Below are 17052 nucleotides of genomic sequence, written 5' to 3'. Positions count from 1 at the left end.
ATAGGTAACTAATTAATGAAAGTAGGTAATTTAGAAAGTGAAAGGTATAAAAAAACAGCTTGTAATTTCAACCTTAGTTTCCTTTGCGTCATTCATTTTAATTGAGATTATTTATCGGGGAAGCTTATCAAGCTTTTTGAGCTGGTTAAAAACGGAACCCTCTGGGGCTTTTTATCTTCTTTTTTTTCTTTTTCTGTTGCACGGAGCTTTATTAATTTTCAACTATAGAACATTTTTCCTGCTTACGATTCTTATTAATACAATTTTTTGTCTTTTAGCCTTTTCCAGTTATACAAAAGAAAAGCTTAGAGGAGATCCCCTTCTCCCTACCGACTTAAGTATGACAAGTGAAGCTAAAAATATGCTTCAATATTTTGCTAATATTTCTACTACCTCTATCATAATCATTGTCATAGGAATTATTTCTTTTATTTGTTTGCTTATCTATGGATTTAGAAAAATTAAGAATGACAAGAAATCGAAACGTTATTATTTGTTACCGGCACTGTTCGTTCTTTTGTTTGGCTTCTTTTTTTACCAAGATGCTTATGCAAATTCAAGTGTCTTGTATAATTCATTTAATATTCAAGTCAACCATTATAACCAAAAAGAAAATTACCAAACAAATGGAGTTCTATTAAGTTTTATTAGAAATATTTATTACATGCATCCTACTATACCTGCTGGATATTCTTCTACCAAAATAGACAGTATCATTAAGCAAATACCCCCAGATCAGCCGAACAACGAAGATGAAAAGCCAAACATTATTATCATCCAAAGTGAAGCGTTTTGGGATCCTACCTTATTAAAAAACGTAACTTTTAATAAGGATCCTCTTCCGTTCTTTCATCAAATATACAGCAATTCAACCCATGGTTCTTTAAACGTTCCTGTCTATGGGGGTGGTACCGTCGATACCGAATTTGAAGTATTAACAGGAATGACTAATCAGTTTTTACCAATTGGCTCAGTCCCATATATTCAATATATTCATAACCCTTTACCTGCTCTGCCGAATATTTTAAGAAACCAGGGGTATCAAAGTGTAGCTATTCATCCATATTTTAACTGGTTCTATCAGCGTGAAACTGTACTAAAAGATCTAGGATTTGACAACTTCCTTAGTCTAGAGTTTTTCCCGCAGCCTATGCAGGATTTGTACTATTACAGGGATAATGAAATTACAGATGAGATTATCAAGCGATTAGAGAATAACAGCGATAAACCCAATTTCATCTATGCAATTACCATGCAAAATCACGGCCCATACCCTGCAGACAGAAAAAAATATTATGCCTCAATGGAAGCAGAGCTAAATAAATCAGGCGATAAATTTTCTCCTGAGGCCAAAAATATTCTCGAATTCCAAGCGGATAATATGGTTGAAGTGGATAAACAGCTCGAAAAATTGATTACTTACTTACAAAATACAAAGAGGAAAACGATTGTTGCCTATTTTGGAGATCACTTACCACTCCTAGGTGATAACTATCTAGTCTATAAAGAAGCAAATTATTTTAAAAATGATCAAACCTTTGATCAATATAAGAAAATGTTTCAAACTCCTCTTCTTATTTGGAACAATTATGATAATAAAAAACAAAGTTTAAATATAAGTGCTCCTTTTCTTGGACCATATCTTCTCGATCAGGCTGGGTTAAAAGGATATTACCTGACAGATTATCTAAATCAATTACAAAAAGACGGAAAAGGATTTTTACCTAGACTTGATTATATTAATCACTCTCAACTTACAAAAAGTGATATGGCAAAATACCAGCAATTGCAATATGATATTATGTTTGGCAGTAAGTATGGCCTAAAGAAAGAAAAGGTGAATGACAAACCTAGCAAAACATACCGTCTTGGTTACGCTGATCCACATATTAGCAGCGCTGAAGTAACTACCTATACAACCGGAGAAAAGGTACTACTCCTAAAGGGGAATCATTTTACAACAAGCAGCCAGGTTTATGTTAACGGACAAGCTGTTGGATCGATTTTTAAAAGCCCAAATGTGCTCTATGCATTTATACCAAAGGGAGCGAAACCAGCCGATGTTGTAATGAAAATCTTTGATAACCAGAATAAATTACTCGCCTACAGCAACCATCTAACAAAGATTCAAAAATAGATAGATTGATTAATCTAAAAAGCGATAATTCTTTACATGATTTTTAATCCAAGTGGGTCTGCTTCCTGATCAAGCTAAATATACCGTGAAAGACATAGAAATCTTTCACGGTATATTATTTCGTAGGGGGCAGACCCTTTCCTTTTGAGACATCCCATCTTTCTTGTTTCACTTTGTTCCAGTACAAAAAATCTTACTATTTTTTGTACAATCAGCTATACATAATGTGATTTATCTTTTTCATCAAATTAAGGAACTACCTAGAGAGGTGCCTCTTAATCCTTAAATTACAATCATTTTAGCTGAACAAATTATAATTTGACATATCTATACCGCTGCTATATCATTTGAAGGATAATTACATCTACATAATTTATTTAGTAAGAGGTTGCATTATGACTTTTAGAACTTTGGTGGAAAAAACGTATGCCGCTGCAATCATGATCCTTTTCTTTATTATTTTTTCGATCGTTGTAATAAAGTTTTTTATTCCTGAAACCGTAGTGATGGTGAATAATTTCCCATATCCAACGGAGCATTATACTTCAAGGAAAATTTTAAATGTTACAAAATGGACTCTTATCCTTTTTGGATTTTTTCTAATTTATTATAAATTATTTATTAACAAATTAACTAATACCTTTACAAATGTAGTTATTTTATTCTTCCTCCTAATCATTTTATTATCTGAAATCATTATTACCTCAATTGCTTTTAATCCAGTTGTGGGAGACTATGCGATCATAAAACAGGGAGTAGTTTCTGTTTTTAATGGCGATGATAATTTTCTAAAAATGAATCAACTTTTAGCGTATCCCTACAATACACATCTTGTATTAATCGCAGGATATGTATCAAGGTTATTAAATAGTGTCGATTTTGCCATTAAGGTACTGCCTATAATATCAATTACCTGCAGTATTTTTTTAAATACTCTAATTGTAAAAAAATTACAAATTTTAAGGCCGCCCACATTTCTATAATGTTGTCCTTTCTGAATATATTTATATATTGGCAAGCACCCGTTTTCTATACACATACAACCGTTTTGGCTTTTCTTTCCGCAACATTTATATGCTTATTTACAGTTAAAAACAGCAAACTCATGTAAAAAAAAGATTGTTTGGTGTACAGCATTAGGCTTATTTTCAGCTTGCACTTTTCTTATTAGACCAACTGCACTCTCTACATTTATAGCTATTCTTTTTGAAAATCTGATAAGATACCGTAAATTAAAATCTCTAAGTGTGTTAAGCAGTGTTCTTATTTGTATGATTATAGTTGTTACTTTTAATACAGCTACAACAAACTTTAACATGAACACAGATAATAATACAATCAAGATCCCTTATTCCCATTGGATAAAAATGGGCCTAAACAAACAGACATACGGAGTCTGGAATGAAAAAGATGTAACATATCCCTCCTATATTACGAATACAAAAGAAAAGGACAGTTACAATAAAAAGATAATTGTGCAAAGGTTTGATGAATTCGGGGTTTCCGGTTACATAAGCCACTTAAATGAAAAAATTGAAAGGGAGTGGATATCCAGTCAATTTTCAATGTACCGAGTTGGACAATGGTTTAAACAAAAAAACAACATCATTACGGATATAGTGTCAAATACCTCATCAAAATGGTATAAGAATTTTAATTTATATTCATACATAATAAAATTATTTATTCTGGTAGGTATGCTGACAACAATCATTTTTTATAAAAAGTTGAATGGTTCTGAAGCAGAAGTATTGCGCATCTTCATAATTAGTACATTAATTGTTTTTATATTTTTATTATTATGGGAAACGGCTCCACATTATAGTTATGAAGCATTTGCAATTATGAATATTCCTGCTTCTCTGGGATTTTATAAAGTTTTTACATTTATTAAAAGGAAAAATAAATCTCCTAAACAAGAATAAGAGTAGGTTATGAAATAACCTACTCTTATTTAAATTCCAAAAATATCCAAGTGCTAAATTGAAGTGCGTCATAACCGTCTCTAACACCTGGTTTTTTAATTTCCATAGTGGACACTTTACACTACACATCAACAGATTTTTAGAATTTCACCAAAGTATCTTTCGACTTTTCATTTTCCTGATAATTGGTTAATTCATCAATGTTTATTTTTTCTTTAACAATGTAAATAGGTCTGTTTTTACTTTCATCATATATTCTGGCTATATATTGACCTATAATTCCAAGACCTAATAACTGAATCCCACTAAAAAAGGAGATGGCAACCATTATAGAAGCCCAGCCAGAGCCAATTTGGTACCCCATTAATTTGACGATTATTGAATAGAAGAATATAACAATTGAGATCAGGACTGAAAACAAACCTAAACTCATGACAATTCTTAACGGTTTCGATGAGAAGGCAATGATTCCGTCAGAAGCAAATTTGATCATTTTTTTGAGCGGATATTTTGTTTCACCTGCAAAGCGCTCATCTCTTTCATATTCAATATATGTTTGCCTAAAACCAACCCAGGAAATCATCCCACGGATAAACCGGTTTCTCTCTGTCATTCCTCTAAAGACATCTGCTACTTTACGATCAATAATGCGGAAATCTCCTGTATCCTTAGGAATATCAATATCAGACATATAGTTTAAAAAACGATAGAAGGCTTTAGCAGTAATTAACTTAAAAAAAGTCTCTCCTTTTCTTGCCTTACGTTTTGCATAGACAACTTCATATCCTTCTTTCCATTTATCAATAAGTAGAGGTATTAATTCAGGTGGATCTTGTAAATCTGCATCAATAATAACAATAGCATCACCACTTGCATGGTCAACTCCTGCCGTTACTGCATTTTGATGACCAAAATTCCTGGAAAAGTTCACTATTTTCGATCTATGATCTTCTGTTGCAATATTTTTTAATATATCCATTGTTTTATCAGTGCTACCATCATTGACAAAAACAAATTCATAGTTAATTTTATTATCATCCATAACTTTCTTTAAACGATTATAGCACTCTTGAGCTACCTCTTCTTCAAAATACATAGGAACAACAACTGATATTAACTCTTTCATTATTTACTTCTCCTAACTCTTAGAATCTGCCCTCTTTGGTGCAAATGTCCATGTTTTTGTAAGAATAAAATTAATAAATAATCCTAAACCAACTACAATTATTTGTGAAATTAACTTGTTTAAGTTGAATATACTGGCAAGAATATATAGACCCAGTGAATTAAATCCAAGCATAACTAAATTAACAGTAATAAACTTAATATAGATTGAGATATTATTCTCTTTTACTTGAAATACCCAATTTTTATTCCAAATATAACTGTTTATCATACCTAATATATATGCAATGATATTTGCTAATAAAAAATTCATTCTTACAGCATAAACCAAAAAGGCATAACTGACAATAGTAATAGCAGTGTTAATTATTCCAATAAAACCAAACTTAAATAATTTACTCATTTGTATCCTCTCACAAATTTATTAGTTTTAAAATTATCATAATAAGGCTAGCTAGATGAGGTTCCTTCGTAATTGTTTTTGTATAAAAAGATGAAACCTGTCTACACCATAGCCCGCAAAAATAATTAGCACCGGCAAAATATCAAATCTATATCTAGTCTGTATTTCTACCATTAAATGAACAGCCACATATCCGCTCAACAAAATATATAGTATTGGTGAAAATTCATTTCTTTTTCTAATTAGAGTGATAGATCCAATGGCAAAGAGACAGGAACTAATATAGATAATGCGCTCATATTTAAACAAAAATTGTTTTAAATCCGGTTTGTCTATTTTATCTAATGCCCAGGAAATAGAAGCATCGGGATCACTCCAAAATGCAATAAATTTATTTACAAATAATGTAGAAATCTTCTTTTTATCCTGTAATCTTTCTTTAATTAAGGAAAGCTCAGCCTCATTTCTTTCCTTCCCGAGTTTAAATTTGCCAACATAGTTTTGGTCATCCAGATTCCAGGTACCATTAGAATAATAATTTAGCCCTACAGCAAATTTCCAATAAGGATTTTGATTGGATAAAGGTTTATCACTAAGACCACTATATATTAATCCTGTACTAACCAATTGTTGAACTAAAAAATAAACGGCTAATACACCAATCAGCCTTGTTGTAAAGTTAATGCTTTTCTTCTTCCTTAAAGGGAATATTTGATAAAATAAAGTATACATACAAATTGCCAGTAGAAAGAAGCTTCCGGCTGGTCTCATAATATTACCTAAACCTATCGCTAAGCCAATTAAGATCCAATTATTCCTTGCGGATAGACCTTTAACAACTAGAAAATACATACCCAGAAAAAATAAAAAAGTGGAAAGATGTTGATTTGTTAAAACTGAACAATAAATTATAGATGGGATATAAAAGGTATATAGTAAAGCAGCCGTTCTTGCACTAAATTCATTAAAAACATTTTTCGTAATCTGATAAATGATTATAGCTGTACCCATACTAAAAAAAACATTTAATAATTTAAGTACAATAATATGGTCACCAAAAAGTTTTATGACCAATGCCTCATAATAAGTAAAGCCTAACTGATATACCCAGCTTGAAAAATAGTCATTACTAATAAAAGAATAATCCCCATTCGCTGCTTGTTTAGCACTTTCATACATAATTGAGAAGTCTGATGCAGGCATAGTTTTAATTAATAAAACCCATGTAATCCTAATGCCCACCCCAAGAATAATGAGAAGAATTAAATATCGGCGAGTTGTTAAGAAACGATTAATCAAATAGGAAATTATTGCTATAAAGCATAAAAAAAAGAAAACCTCTGCAATCATTACTATTTTTGAACTAAAGACAGGGGTCAAACTTCGAAAGGAAAAAAAAGAAATGGACAGAAACATGACAAACCCGCAAATTACTAATACCTTTGATAAAATACTCCCAGCTATACTCTCTCTAATCTGCATTAATAAATATACCTCACTAACCTAAAACCAAAAAATTCATGGTTACTATAAGTAAAATGTGTAAAAAGATCACTTTTTTCTCGTTATTTGGCAAAAAATCGGTAATTTGTCGACTTGTTATAAGTATTGAAATACTAATGAGTAATATCCCTACTCGATTAGCATTTCCCATCAATAAATTCCTTAATTAAAGATAATATTTTCTTGTTTCCACTTTTAAACATTGCGGGTTTAAAGATTTCACCCTGGCAGAGTACATCTGCTAAATCCATCGGTTCATTCCAGTAAAGGATATGTCCGGTTTCATAGAACTGTTTAACAATTTCTATCTGATGATTGTCATTATGCTCACCGTATTTCACTAAGCGTGGTACAGCAATCACCTTTTTTCCCATTTTCATCCCCATAGTGATTGAACCTGTTCCACCATGTGTAATGATATAAGCTGCATTCCGATATAAATCTGCCATATGCTCATATGTTGTAAAATCAAATATATCCATGTTAGGTGACTGGTATTTCGTATGACCTGCCTGAACAATAACCTCTTCCTTTATATTACCAGCGGAAATTTGCTTATCTATTTCTCTTAGCAATCTGTAAAAAGGAAGCTCATGTGTTCCTAAGACTACTAATATCAATAGATTGAACCTCCATAAACAGCATTCGGGTAGTGCTTTTTCATTTCCTGCCATTGGACAATAAATAAATCGGCTATTGGATAGACGAGTTTCCCTGACATAGTTGGAGTAGAAGTTTTTGCGAAACTCTCAATAAAAATTACCTTTTTCTTAAAAAGTTTAGCTATGTAACACATCGGTACTGCTGTATGTGCACCTGTAGTTACAATTACATCTGGCTTTACCCTAAAAAAATAGTAAAAAGATTTTATGATATTAAAACTGAATTTAAAAATATATTTAAATAAATAATTCCTCGCCCCGTACATCAAAAAAGACATATGGTATTGCTTGCTTAAGTCTTCAGTAATAATCGATTTTTCCGTAATTATATGGTATTCATATTCTTCAAAAAGTGGTTTTAACTGCAGCAATTGTGTAAGATGTCCTCCTAATGAAGAGATAAATAACACTTTTTTTCTCTTAACTGTACTGCCTTTCATAGCTCCTACCCTCCAGTAGGAAAATAAACTTCCATTAGTCGATTGATGATTCGTTCCTGGTCATTTTCCTCTGCTTTTTTGTTTCCATTTTTGATTAAAAGATTTCTTTTTTCCTTAGAATAAAGTACATTTAATATTGATTTTGCAAGTGCCTCGGGGTTTAGGACAGGTGTTATTTCCCCGGCACCTTTCGCCAATAAATATCTTAGCCCCCCCACATTCGTCCCAATAACAGGTGTTCCACAAGACATAGCTTCCAATGCAACAAGTCCAAACCCCTCAATATGCGAAGGCAAAACAAGACAATCAGCCGCACACATCCATGTGGCAATTTCAGCTTGTTCTTTTATCCCAAGAAATCTAACCCTTTTTTGCAAATGTTCTTCCATTATTTTATGTTCCAGTCTTTTTTTAAAAGCCGGGTCTTTATCGGCTCCGATCAAATACAGCTGGCCATTTGTTTCTTCTGATTGCAGTATAACCATTGCATCAATCAAATCCAGCAGTCCTTTTTGTTCGATCAAATTGCCGACAAAAAGAATAATCGGTGCCTCCCCAGTTAATCCACATTGTTCCTTAGCAAGCTGCTTATCTACAGGCTTAAAAATATGACGGTTTACCCCCATATTAAGAATCGATACATTTTGCTCGTTAACGGAATAATCCGTCACAATTTGATGGTAAAGTTGATCACCAACAGCAATTACATGATCTGCTGATTGTAAAATGGTTGTTGTCAGCTTTAATAGCTTCGGGCTCTTTTTCGCCATTTTATCAAGATCTCCGCCATGGGCAGTTACAATCAACCTGGATTTATGCAACCTTTTAAATAAAAGCCCTATGTACCCACTGGGAAATACATAATGTGCATGAATAACTTGATATTTTTTTCCCTTTGTCAATAATATTAAAATAGCCCTGAAAAACCAGATAAAGTATTTTTTTATGACATTCACCTTTCCACTCTTTGGATTCGTGATGGCTAGTACATCCATTTGTAAATTTCTTTGTTTTAAGGCATCCACTTGATTTTTTACAAAAATACCAAAACTCGGGTTTTCCTTGCCAGGATACATGTTTGTTATGACGAGAACTTTTTTATCATTCATTTTTCAATCATCCTATTATATCATCTTCCCCGTTACAAGAGGCTTTGTAAGAATTTTGTCGTATTTTCTCCCAAATAAATTACATATGTCATTATAGCAATAATTATGAATGAATAAAAACATAAAAGTGATAAAATAAAGGAGTTCTTTTCAAATCCATAAAATTTTGTCATATTCAAAAAAGTGATATTTAACTTATGCTATTTAAGCTATAATAAAATGGTTGTTGTCTTTCGACATACTAAGGATTCAAAGAAGGGATTTTAATGAATATAACCATTACTGGAACAGGCTATGTTGGTCTTGTTACGGGGGCCTGTCTTGCAGAAATAGGGCACCGAATTATATGCTATGACATTGACACTGAAAAAATAGCCTCATTAAATATGGGAATCTCGCCAATTTATGAGCCCGGCTTGGAAGAACTCCTTAAAAGGAATATCCAAAATGGCCGCCTCTCCTTTACTCCAAATGCCGGGGAGGCATATTCAAAGGCAGATTGTATATTTCTCGCCGTTGGAACTCCCGCAAATAAGGATGGTTCTGCTAATTTAACTTTTATTGAACAAGCTGCCATTCAAATTGCCGAAAATATAGAAAAAAGTATCATCGTCGTAACAAAAAGTACCGTTCCTGTTGGAACAAATGAACAGATAGGAAGTATCATCCAAGAGCGGGTTTCTCCCAATATAAAAATAGACGTTGTTTCCAATCCTGAGTTTTTACGAGAAGGTACTGCCATTCATGACACCTTTCATGGGGACAGAATCGTAATTGGTTCAAACAATCAAAAAGCCGGAAAGCTTATAGAGAAAATATATGAACCTTTCAAGCTCCCAATCGTTCATACAGATATACGCAGTGCTGAGATGATAAAATATGCCTCCAATTCTTTCCTAGCCTTAAAAATTAGTTTTATCAATGAAATAGCCAACCTCTGTGAAAAAGTAGGGGCTAATATTGAACATATTTCTACCGGGGTAGGACTTGATCAACGTATAGGTAAGCAGTTCCTTCAGGCTGGGATTGGTTTTGGGGGTTCTTGTTTTCCAAAAGATATCAATGCATTAAATCAATTGGCCAAAGAATTTGATTACGATTTTAAAATTTTGCAATCCGTAATTGACGTTAATCGTTTGCAAAAAGAACGTCTATTCTATAAAGCAAAAGAACATTTCGGAACATTAAGTGGAAAAAAGGCAGTCATCCTCGGTTTGACCTTCAAACCCAACACAGATGATATCCGGGACGCCGCTTCCCTACAATTAATACAGGAATTGCTAATCGAACAGGCTGAAGTCACGGTTTACGATCCAATAGCGATGCCAAAGGTAGAAAAACTCTTCGGAGATAAAATTACCTATGCTAGCTCAGCGGAACTGGCTTTAGAAGGATCTGAAGTTGCCTTTCTGTTGACCGAATGGGACCAAATCAAAAATTTGGAATTAGCGAAAGTAAAAGAGAAAATGACTACACCTATTCTTTTTGACGGCCGTAATTGCTTTCAACTTGAAGATGCCCAAAAACATATGATTCAATACTATTCAATTGGAAGAGCGCCAATACTTTAGTTGCAAAGCAGTATTATCATTGTAGAAGGACTCTTAATGAGAAGACCAAATCGCAAAAATGATTTGGTCTTCTTTCATTTAATTAAATAATAGAGGATAAATATTACACTATAAAACATACAAATTAATATCCTTCAAAAAAAGAACCAGTGAGAGTTAATACTGGTTCCTTCTAATATATATTATTAATAATCTATGTTTTGAGCAAGTGCTCCGATTTCGTTCTCAACGCCTAAAACATCACTTCCACCAAGAAAGTTAAAGGAATGAAGTTTTTTGGTGAGAATTGCATTCTTTATCGGATCTGGCACCCGTGTAGAATAGTTAAGCAGCAGTGGTGCATTATTTTTAGCTGCCAGTACAGCTCCGGTTAAGGCATCAGCAAAATTATATCCTGTAGCCAAATACGCCTGTCCATTGTTTCCATCGAAAAGATGATTAACAATAGTAAAATTGGTTTCAAAGCGGTTACTGCCGCCATAACGTACAGGGTCATTCAGCTGTTTCATTATTTGATCGCTTATAACATCCTCACTTCCTACAACGATGGTGTGATCATAGTTTTTTAAAGTATTCTTCGTTGCTTCCGGGAGCTCTGCTGTTCTTGATAGAAAAATAGGATACCCCATTTTTGCTGCATAAGGGGCGATCGTTAAAGCATCAGGAAAGTTAAAACCGAACGTCAGAATGGCTGTATTTCCTTTATTAGACAGATCGTCTGCTATCTGGGCAGCAGTTTCAAACCGGTCCTTACCGCCAATGCGGCTTACCGTCAGCCCCATTCCATTCAATTCAGTTTCTACGCCCTGACTGATGGCATCAGAGCTTCCGAGCAGAATGACCTTTTTGGCGTTTAGTCTTTGGACTTCTGCTTTTGTTGTTGCTGTCAGGCTTTGATCACGGGTAAGCAGCAATGGAGCATCAAGCTGGTAGGCTAACGGTGTCCCGGCAAGGGCATCAGGGAAATCATAGCCTCTGGCAAGTACAACCGTATCTGCCCCATTTGCCCAGCCTTGTTTCGAAATTGCGACTGCTGTTTCAAAGCGATCAGCACCGGAAATCCTCTTCCCAAGAGACTGTAATTCTCCAGAAGCTGTATAACCGACACTGCCATCATGAAGCTTCACCTTGTACCATACATAGTGCTTATATTGCATTTCCGCCGGATGCTCAGGAGTATCATAGTTATATGACTCATCGTAAACAAATGGACTTAAAATTGTTACTGCCTCTTTTTCTCCGTTTGGAACGCTAGTTACTACTTTTGATCGTTCTGCTGCGGAAGGTGCTTGTCTAATGTTTGCACCTGCGGCAGAGAGAACTATATCATTGGTTTGAAATGAATGCTTTGTTTGATGCAATAAGTGATAAGGGATTTGATAGGACATTTTATTAAAATACAGCAGCGGTGGGTCATCAGTATATGTAAAATCACTGACATGGAAATCAAACGGAATGGGATATATCCCCATTTGATTATTATATTTATTCAGCTTATCAAATACAATATTTTGGTAACTTCCATCATTTCTGCTCCCATCATCCTTGTAAATCGGGCTGTTTTTCGGGACCTTCCCATTATAGGCAAGAACCGCAAAATACCAATTTTCAAGAATATCACGCTCATTATTATTTAAAATTGGAAGGAGGCCGTCTACTCCTCTATACTTTCCATCCAGCTTTTGGATACCCGCATGAATGTTATACTGAATATCGGTTTTTAAACGTTCCTGATCAAATCTTGGGTCATTTGTTACTTGCATGATCCCAATACCGCCATCCCCATTTAAAGATAAGGTTGGTGCACCGTTTTCAAATTGCTTCCAGCCGCTCTCTTGAAATGCCAGCGCTTTTACTATTTCTGGTGGTATATTATATTGCAGAGCTGCCTCAGTTAGTAGTTTATTAATCTCTTGATAGGATGGATTTACGTAAGTCTGTGCAAAACTATTATTAGGTCCTATTAACAGAAATAGTAAGGCAAAAGTAATTCCAATGAACAATTTTTTAAACATTTTTGTCTCCTTTCAAAACAGTTTCTAGATTAAGGTTAACATGTTTTATGAAGGGAAAAAAGACAAATTTATACATTTTTTTCGAACTTCTTATTACCTTTTTTCAATAGCTCTCTGAAAATAGCTGAACGTAAAAGTAGTAACCCTGCGATGTAAATCGCCCCACCAATTACAGTATTCAGTAGAATAGTAACGCTGTCCCCTTGTTTAGTAATATGGAAGAAAGAATCTAAGCTTAGCAGGGAGAGCATCATAATTATAGTAGCCATAATTATTTTTGAAAATTCAATCCCAATCGATCGTAAACTGAAGCCCCCGGAGATTTTATATAAGGTTGTAAAAGTTGATACTGAATAGAAAAGACCTACTAGAGAAGCAGACAAAGCCAATCCTGATGGACCCATTAATTTGGACAAAATGTAGTTAGAAATTACATTAAACACAATCGATAATAGTCCAATCCTCATAATATAGTGGCCTTTTTCTAACGTATAAAAACCTTTTGCAATCACTGCCTGAATACTGTAAAACAGAACAGAACCAATATAAAAAACAGCATAATGGGAGGTTATTAATGTGGTACTTTCTGTAAAAGCTCCCCTTTGATAAACTGTCCGGATAATTGGCTCTATCAGGTAGATCATTCCACATACAGTTGGCGCCAGTAAGAGAAGCATGGCAGATAATCCACGCTCCATTCCCATTTTAAACATTTGCTGATTCTTTTCCGTCTTCGCCCTAGCTAATATAGGGTATATAATCGTCGCAATTGTCACGCCAAATACATTCTGAGGAATGCTGACCAAACGGAAAGCGTAATTTAAATTAGAAACCACGCCTTCACCCATTCTTGAGGCAAAGAGCATATTAACAGATAAATTAATCTGGCCCACTGCAATGGTAACCCCAACAGGCCAAAAAATCTGATAGAAAACTTTTATTTCTTTCCATTCTGGTTTCTGTCGCCAGTTGATCATTTTTTGCGGAGAAAGGACAATTACTTTAAGTAAAAATGACAAGACAGTCCCCACAAAATATCCAATCGGAACAGAATAAATACCCATTGACCGATGTAATACAAAGGCAAACACTAATGTAGCTAAGACAACAATTGTTTGTGAAAAGGTTGAAAAGGAAAACTTCTGTTTCGAATCAAAATATCCTTCATAAACAGCATTTACCCCCACAAGTAAAATCGAAAGAAAATAAAATCCGATCGTCCAAACTGCAACATTGTATCCATCGGCATATTTACTAAATTCAGGATACAACCATTTGACTAAAAAGGGGGAAGCAACCGTTCCTACTATAGCAATTAATACTGAAAAAATAAAAGTTCCTTTGACAATATTCGTTAAATGGGAAAAACCTTTCCCCATTTTGTCATACTTAAAATAACTCGGGAGAAAGGCATCCTTCATTCCAGTTAACATAAAAAGGATAATGGCATTGGGGATTGTCATGGATGCGAAGTAAGCATCCGCCTTATAAGAGGCACCATAATATCCTGATATAACTAAATCCCGAAACATACTTGAAAATTTCAAAAGGAGTGTAGACAAAAGAAATAGAACAACGGAAAATCGTATTTTTGACATAGACATTATTCCTTTTATGCTTTCATTAAGAATTTTGTATTATTAATTTGGCTTTTCTCGACTTTGTAAATTTATGCCTAAAATTTATTATATCGAAATTTTGAGTATGACAACAGCCCCTCTTCGATAACTTATGGAATTTCATTTTGATAACTGAGAATAATAAACTAGAAATTCGGCATAAAAAAAGGAGCAGGACTGATACCCCCTGCATCCCAGTATAATTTTAATTCAAAGTTGCACCCGGATAATAGAAATTAAGAATTTCTGTATAGGGTTTGTTATAAGGTGCAGAAGCCATTACATTAGCGCCCCATTGACTCATCCCTACACCATGTCCATTACCTTTTCCATTAACCGTTATGGTTGTTCCGTTATCAATAACCCCTCCAGTAGGAATAGCATAGCTTTTAAATAATGTTCCGCCAAGAATGGACCTGATCGTGCCTATCTGAACATTTTTAATTTCTAATGGAAATTCCTTTATATCACCGAGAAGAGTATTTTTTATTTCAGTCCGAGTAGCATCACTGATTGCAGCAGGTCCACCAAGATAATAAATCTTTGGACGATTCGTTAATCCCTTAAGCCATGCTTTTGGTGCATCTGAAAAATTATTTTGCCGTGTTAAAAGAACTGGTGAATTATATTGAGCAGCTAATGCTGCCCCCGGTAGTGCATCGATAAAAAGATCTCCTCTTGCAAAGAATACATTACTCAAATCAAAGCTAAATTTCTTTGCAATTGCAACGCTTGTATCATAACGATCACTACCGGCAATTCTTTCAACATTCGTAATTCCGAGTTTAGATAAATCTGCCACTACATTTTCAGTAACAGCCACAGTTCCACCTATTATATATGCCTTCGTACTAGTGTGTTTCGCTAAATACGATTTTGTTTCCTCAGGTAATCCATTTGATTTTGTAACTAAAATTGGAATCTGATTTTTTGCTGCGTATGATGCGACCGATAGGGCATCTGGTGAATTAGCATCACCGCTGGTAATAAAAACCTCTGATGAATCGGAAAGTTGTTCAGCAATTTTCACAGATGTGCCGTATCTTGTATCTCCGGATATTCTTTCCACTGGAATACCCAGGTCACTTATTTGCGTTAAAACAGGATTGGAAATGGCACCCTCACCGCCTAACACAAATACTTTAGAGGGAGTTAATGATTTAATTTTTTCCAATACTGATGCTGGAACCTGAGTTGATGTTGTCAGTAATAAGGGAGAATTATATTTCTTTGCTAAAACTGTCCCTGTTAAGGCATCCACAGGGATATCACCGCGTCCAAGTACAACCGCATCGGAATGGGTCCATCCTTGATTAGCAACGGCGACACTTGTTGCGTATCTGTCATTCCCTGATAAAGATGTTCCATAACTATCGGACAACTGACTACCAGAAGTCCTTTGGTACGTGCCATCGGCATTTTTTACAAAATAATTTACAGTTAATGATCCTATTCTTCTTTTCCCAATAGAATCCGGTTCAGACAGCTCAAGCTTTGGTACACCGGTTACTTTTATTTCTGAATTAGGAAAATAATTATTCTTAATATACGTTTTAATATTTGTTATTACTGAAGCGTCAGCTGCGTTTTCTGATACATTGTTCCACCAGGCGTCAGGATTCAGTAAATCTAATCCGTTCGTATTAATTTGCAGTTTGTTTACTGAAAGTGTCCAAGGGATTTGTGGATCGTATGGATCTTGCTGAGCCGGAAGATAAGCAAGTGGTGCTGAACCCCAGTAGTTCGAATTTGAATCGGTGTACCCTCCATTACTTGCAGAATAAACAGCAGAGATTAAACTGCCATTATATCTTAAGACTTGTCCTGCTGTTTGATCTACAGCCTGTGTTGATTTTGTATAATCAGAGCTGTTCCAGATGTACCCTCCATAAGCTTGGTAACTAACCGTGTCATTAATGGTCATCCCAACTTTACCAAGAGCATACGTTCTAGCTGCAACTGCTTGAGCCTTAAGAGCTTCTACCGGCCAACTTGGATACATTTCATTAGGGACAACCCCTTTTAAATAATCCTCCATAGGCAATTTGTTAATCGTATTTATATAAGTTCCTGAAACATTAAACTGGATATCTCCTAAATAATTTCTGCTATTAATAGATACATAGTTACTAGTTCCATATGTTTGCGGTGTAATAGTTAGAGTTGAACCGTAACTTTTTACAAGTACATCGTCCCGATATAGATTTAATGTTCCATTTTGATTACGGACATAGAAATTCTGATTAGATTGAAGAACAACAGCAGCATCACCTGAAACGTTATATGTTCCAGTTACTTTAACTTGAATACTAGACTGGCTTCCTAAATAGTTTTTGAGTTCTACAGAAACAATTGGGTTATCTGCCGCCAGGGTATTGTGAGGCATCATCAATATTGGAAAAATCAGCAGCAAAAAAAACATTCCCAATATAGTTTTTTTCATTCGTTCTCCCCCTATAGTTAATTTCTTTATGAATCTCCTAATTTATAATACATAGTTTTCATAATAACTACAACAGACCAAATAATTAAAAAATTCCTAT

General features: G+C 34.4%; 11 protein-coding genes and 1 pseudogene. 3 read left to right on the top strand and 9 right to left on the bottom strand.

All coding sequences use genetic code 11. From position 1 onward, the window contains the following. Positions 1–37: 37 nt before the first annotated feature. Both JN080_RS05340 and JN080_RS05335 read left to right on the top strand, forming a co-directional pair. Positions 38–2137, top strand: a complete 2100-nt coding sequence (locus JN080_RS05340; protein WP_256234885.1) for an LTA synthase family protein — start codon at positions 38–40, stop codon at positions 2135–2137. 395 nt (positions 2138–2532) lie between these two features. Continuing rightward, positions 2533–4062: pseudogene (locus JN080_RS05335) on the top strand (glycosyltransferase family protein). A gap of 139 nt (positions 4063–4201) precedes the next feature. Here JN080_RS05335 and JN080_RS05330 read toward each other — a convergent pair. The 6 genes from JN080_RS05330 to JN080_RS05305 form a co-directional block, all read right to left on the bottom strand. Next, a complete protein-coding gene (locus JN080_RS05330; RefSeq protein ID WP_256234884.1) occupies positions 4202–5188 on the bottom strand; it encodes a glycosyltransferase family 2 protein in 987 nt (328 codons plus the stop codon). Positions 5189–5200: 12 nt separating this feature from the next. Further along, positions 5201–5590, bottom strand: coding sequence for a GtrA family protein (locus JN080_RS05325; protein ID WP_256234883.1), 390 nt, complete (start codon positions 5588–5590; stop codon positions 5201–5203). Positions 5591–5641: 51 nt separating this feature from the next. After that, complete coding sequence (locus tag JN080_RS05320; protein ID WP_256234882.1) at positions 5642–7072, bottom strand: ArnT family glycosyltransferase; 1431 nt, start codon at positions 7070–7072, stop codon at positions 5642–5644. A 158-nt stretch (positions 7073–7230) separates the two neighbouring features. Beyond that, positions 7231–7713 carry a PssE/Cps14G family polysaccharide biosynthesis glycosyltransferase gene (gene pssE / locus JN080_RS05315; RefSeq protein WP_256234881.1) on the bottom strand — a complete coding sequence of 161 codons (483 nt, stop codon included), beginning with the start codon at positions 7711–7713 and terminating at the stop codon, positions 7231–7233. Beyond that, complete coding sequence (gene pssD, locus JN080_RS05310; RefSeq protein WP_256234880.1) at positions 7710–8195, bottom strand: PssD/Cps14F family polysaccharide biosynthesis glycosyltransferase; 486 nt, start codon at positions 8193–8195, stop codon at positions 7710–7712. Before pssD ends, pssE begins: the two co-directional genes overlap by 4 nt. Positions 8196–8200: 5 nt before the next feature. Then, positions 8201–9304, bottom strand: coding sequence for a glycosyltransferase (locus JN080_RS05305; RefSeq protein WP_256234879.1), 1104 nt, complete (start codon positions 9302–9304; stop codon positions 8201–8203). A gap of 266 nt (positions 9305–9570) precedes the next feature. Between JN080_RS05305 and JN080_RS05300 the strand changes: the two genes are divergently transcribed. Next, positions 9571–10875, top strand: a complete 1305-nt coding sequence (locus tag JN080_RS05300) for a UDP-glucose dehydrogenase family protein (RefSeq protein ID WP_256234878.1) — start codon at positions 9571–9573, stop codon at positions 10873–10875. 185 nt (positions 10876–11060) lie between these two features. On the opposite strand, the gene JN080_RS05295 is transcribed toward JN080_RS05300, so the two are convergent. The 3 genes from JN080_RS05295 to JN080_RS05285 all read right to left on the bottom strand — a co-directional run bounded on the left by JN080_RS05295 (position 11061) and on the right by JN080_RS05285 (position 16952). Continuing rightward, the gene (locus tag JN080_RS05295; protein ID WP_256234877.1) at positions 11061–12890 is read right to left on the bottom strand and encodes a cell wall-binding repeat-containing protein; all 1830 of its coding nucleotides are present in this window, start codon (positions 12888–12890) and stop codon (positions 11061–11063) included. 68 nt (positions 12891–12958) lie between these two features. Next, positions 12959–14488, bottom strand: coding sequence for a murein biosynthesis integral membrane protein MurJ (murJ, locus tag JN080_RS05290; protein WP_256234876.1), 1530 nt, complete (start codon positions 14486–14488; stop codon positions 12959–12961). Positions 14489–14714: 226 nt separating this feature from the next. Then, entirely contained in the window at positions 14715–16952 is a 2238-nt protein-coding gene (locus tag JN080_RS05285) for a SpoIID/LytB domain-containing protein (protein WP_256234875.1), read from the bottom strand. Between the last annotated feature and the right edge of the window lie 100 nt (positions 16953–17052).

Origin of the sequence: Bacillus sp. EB600 (assembly GCF_024494385.1) — a bacterium.
Lineage (GTDB): Bacteria > Bacillota > Bacilli > Bacillales > Cytobacillaceae > JAEVLT01.
The sequence above is the reverse complement of the archived record's forward strand: the minus strand, read 5'-3'. Positions and strand labels throughout refer to the sequence as shown.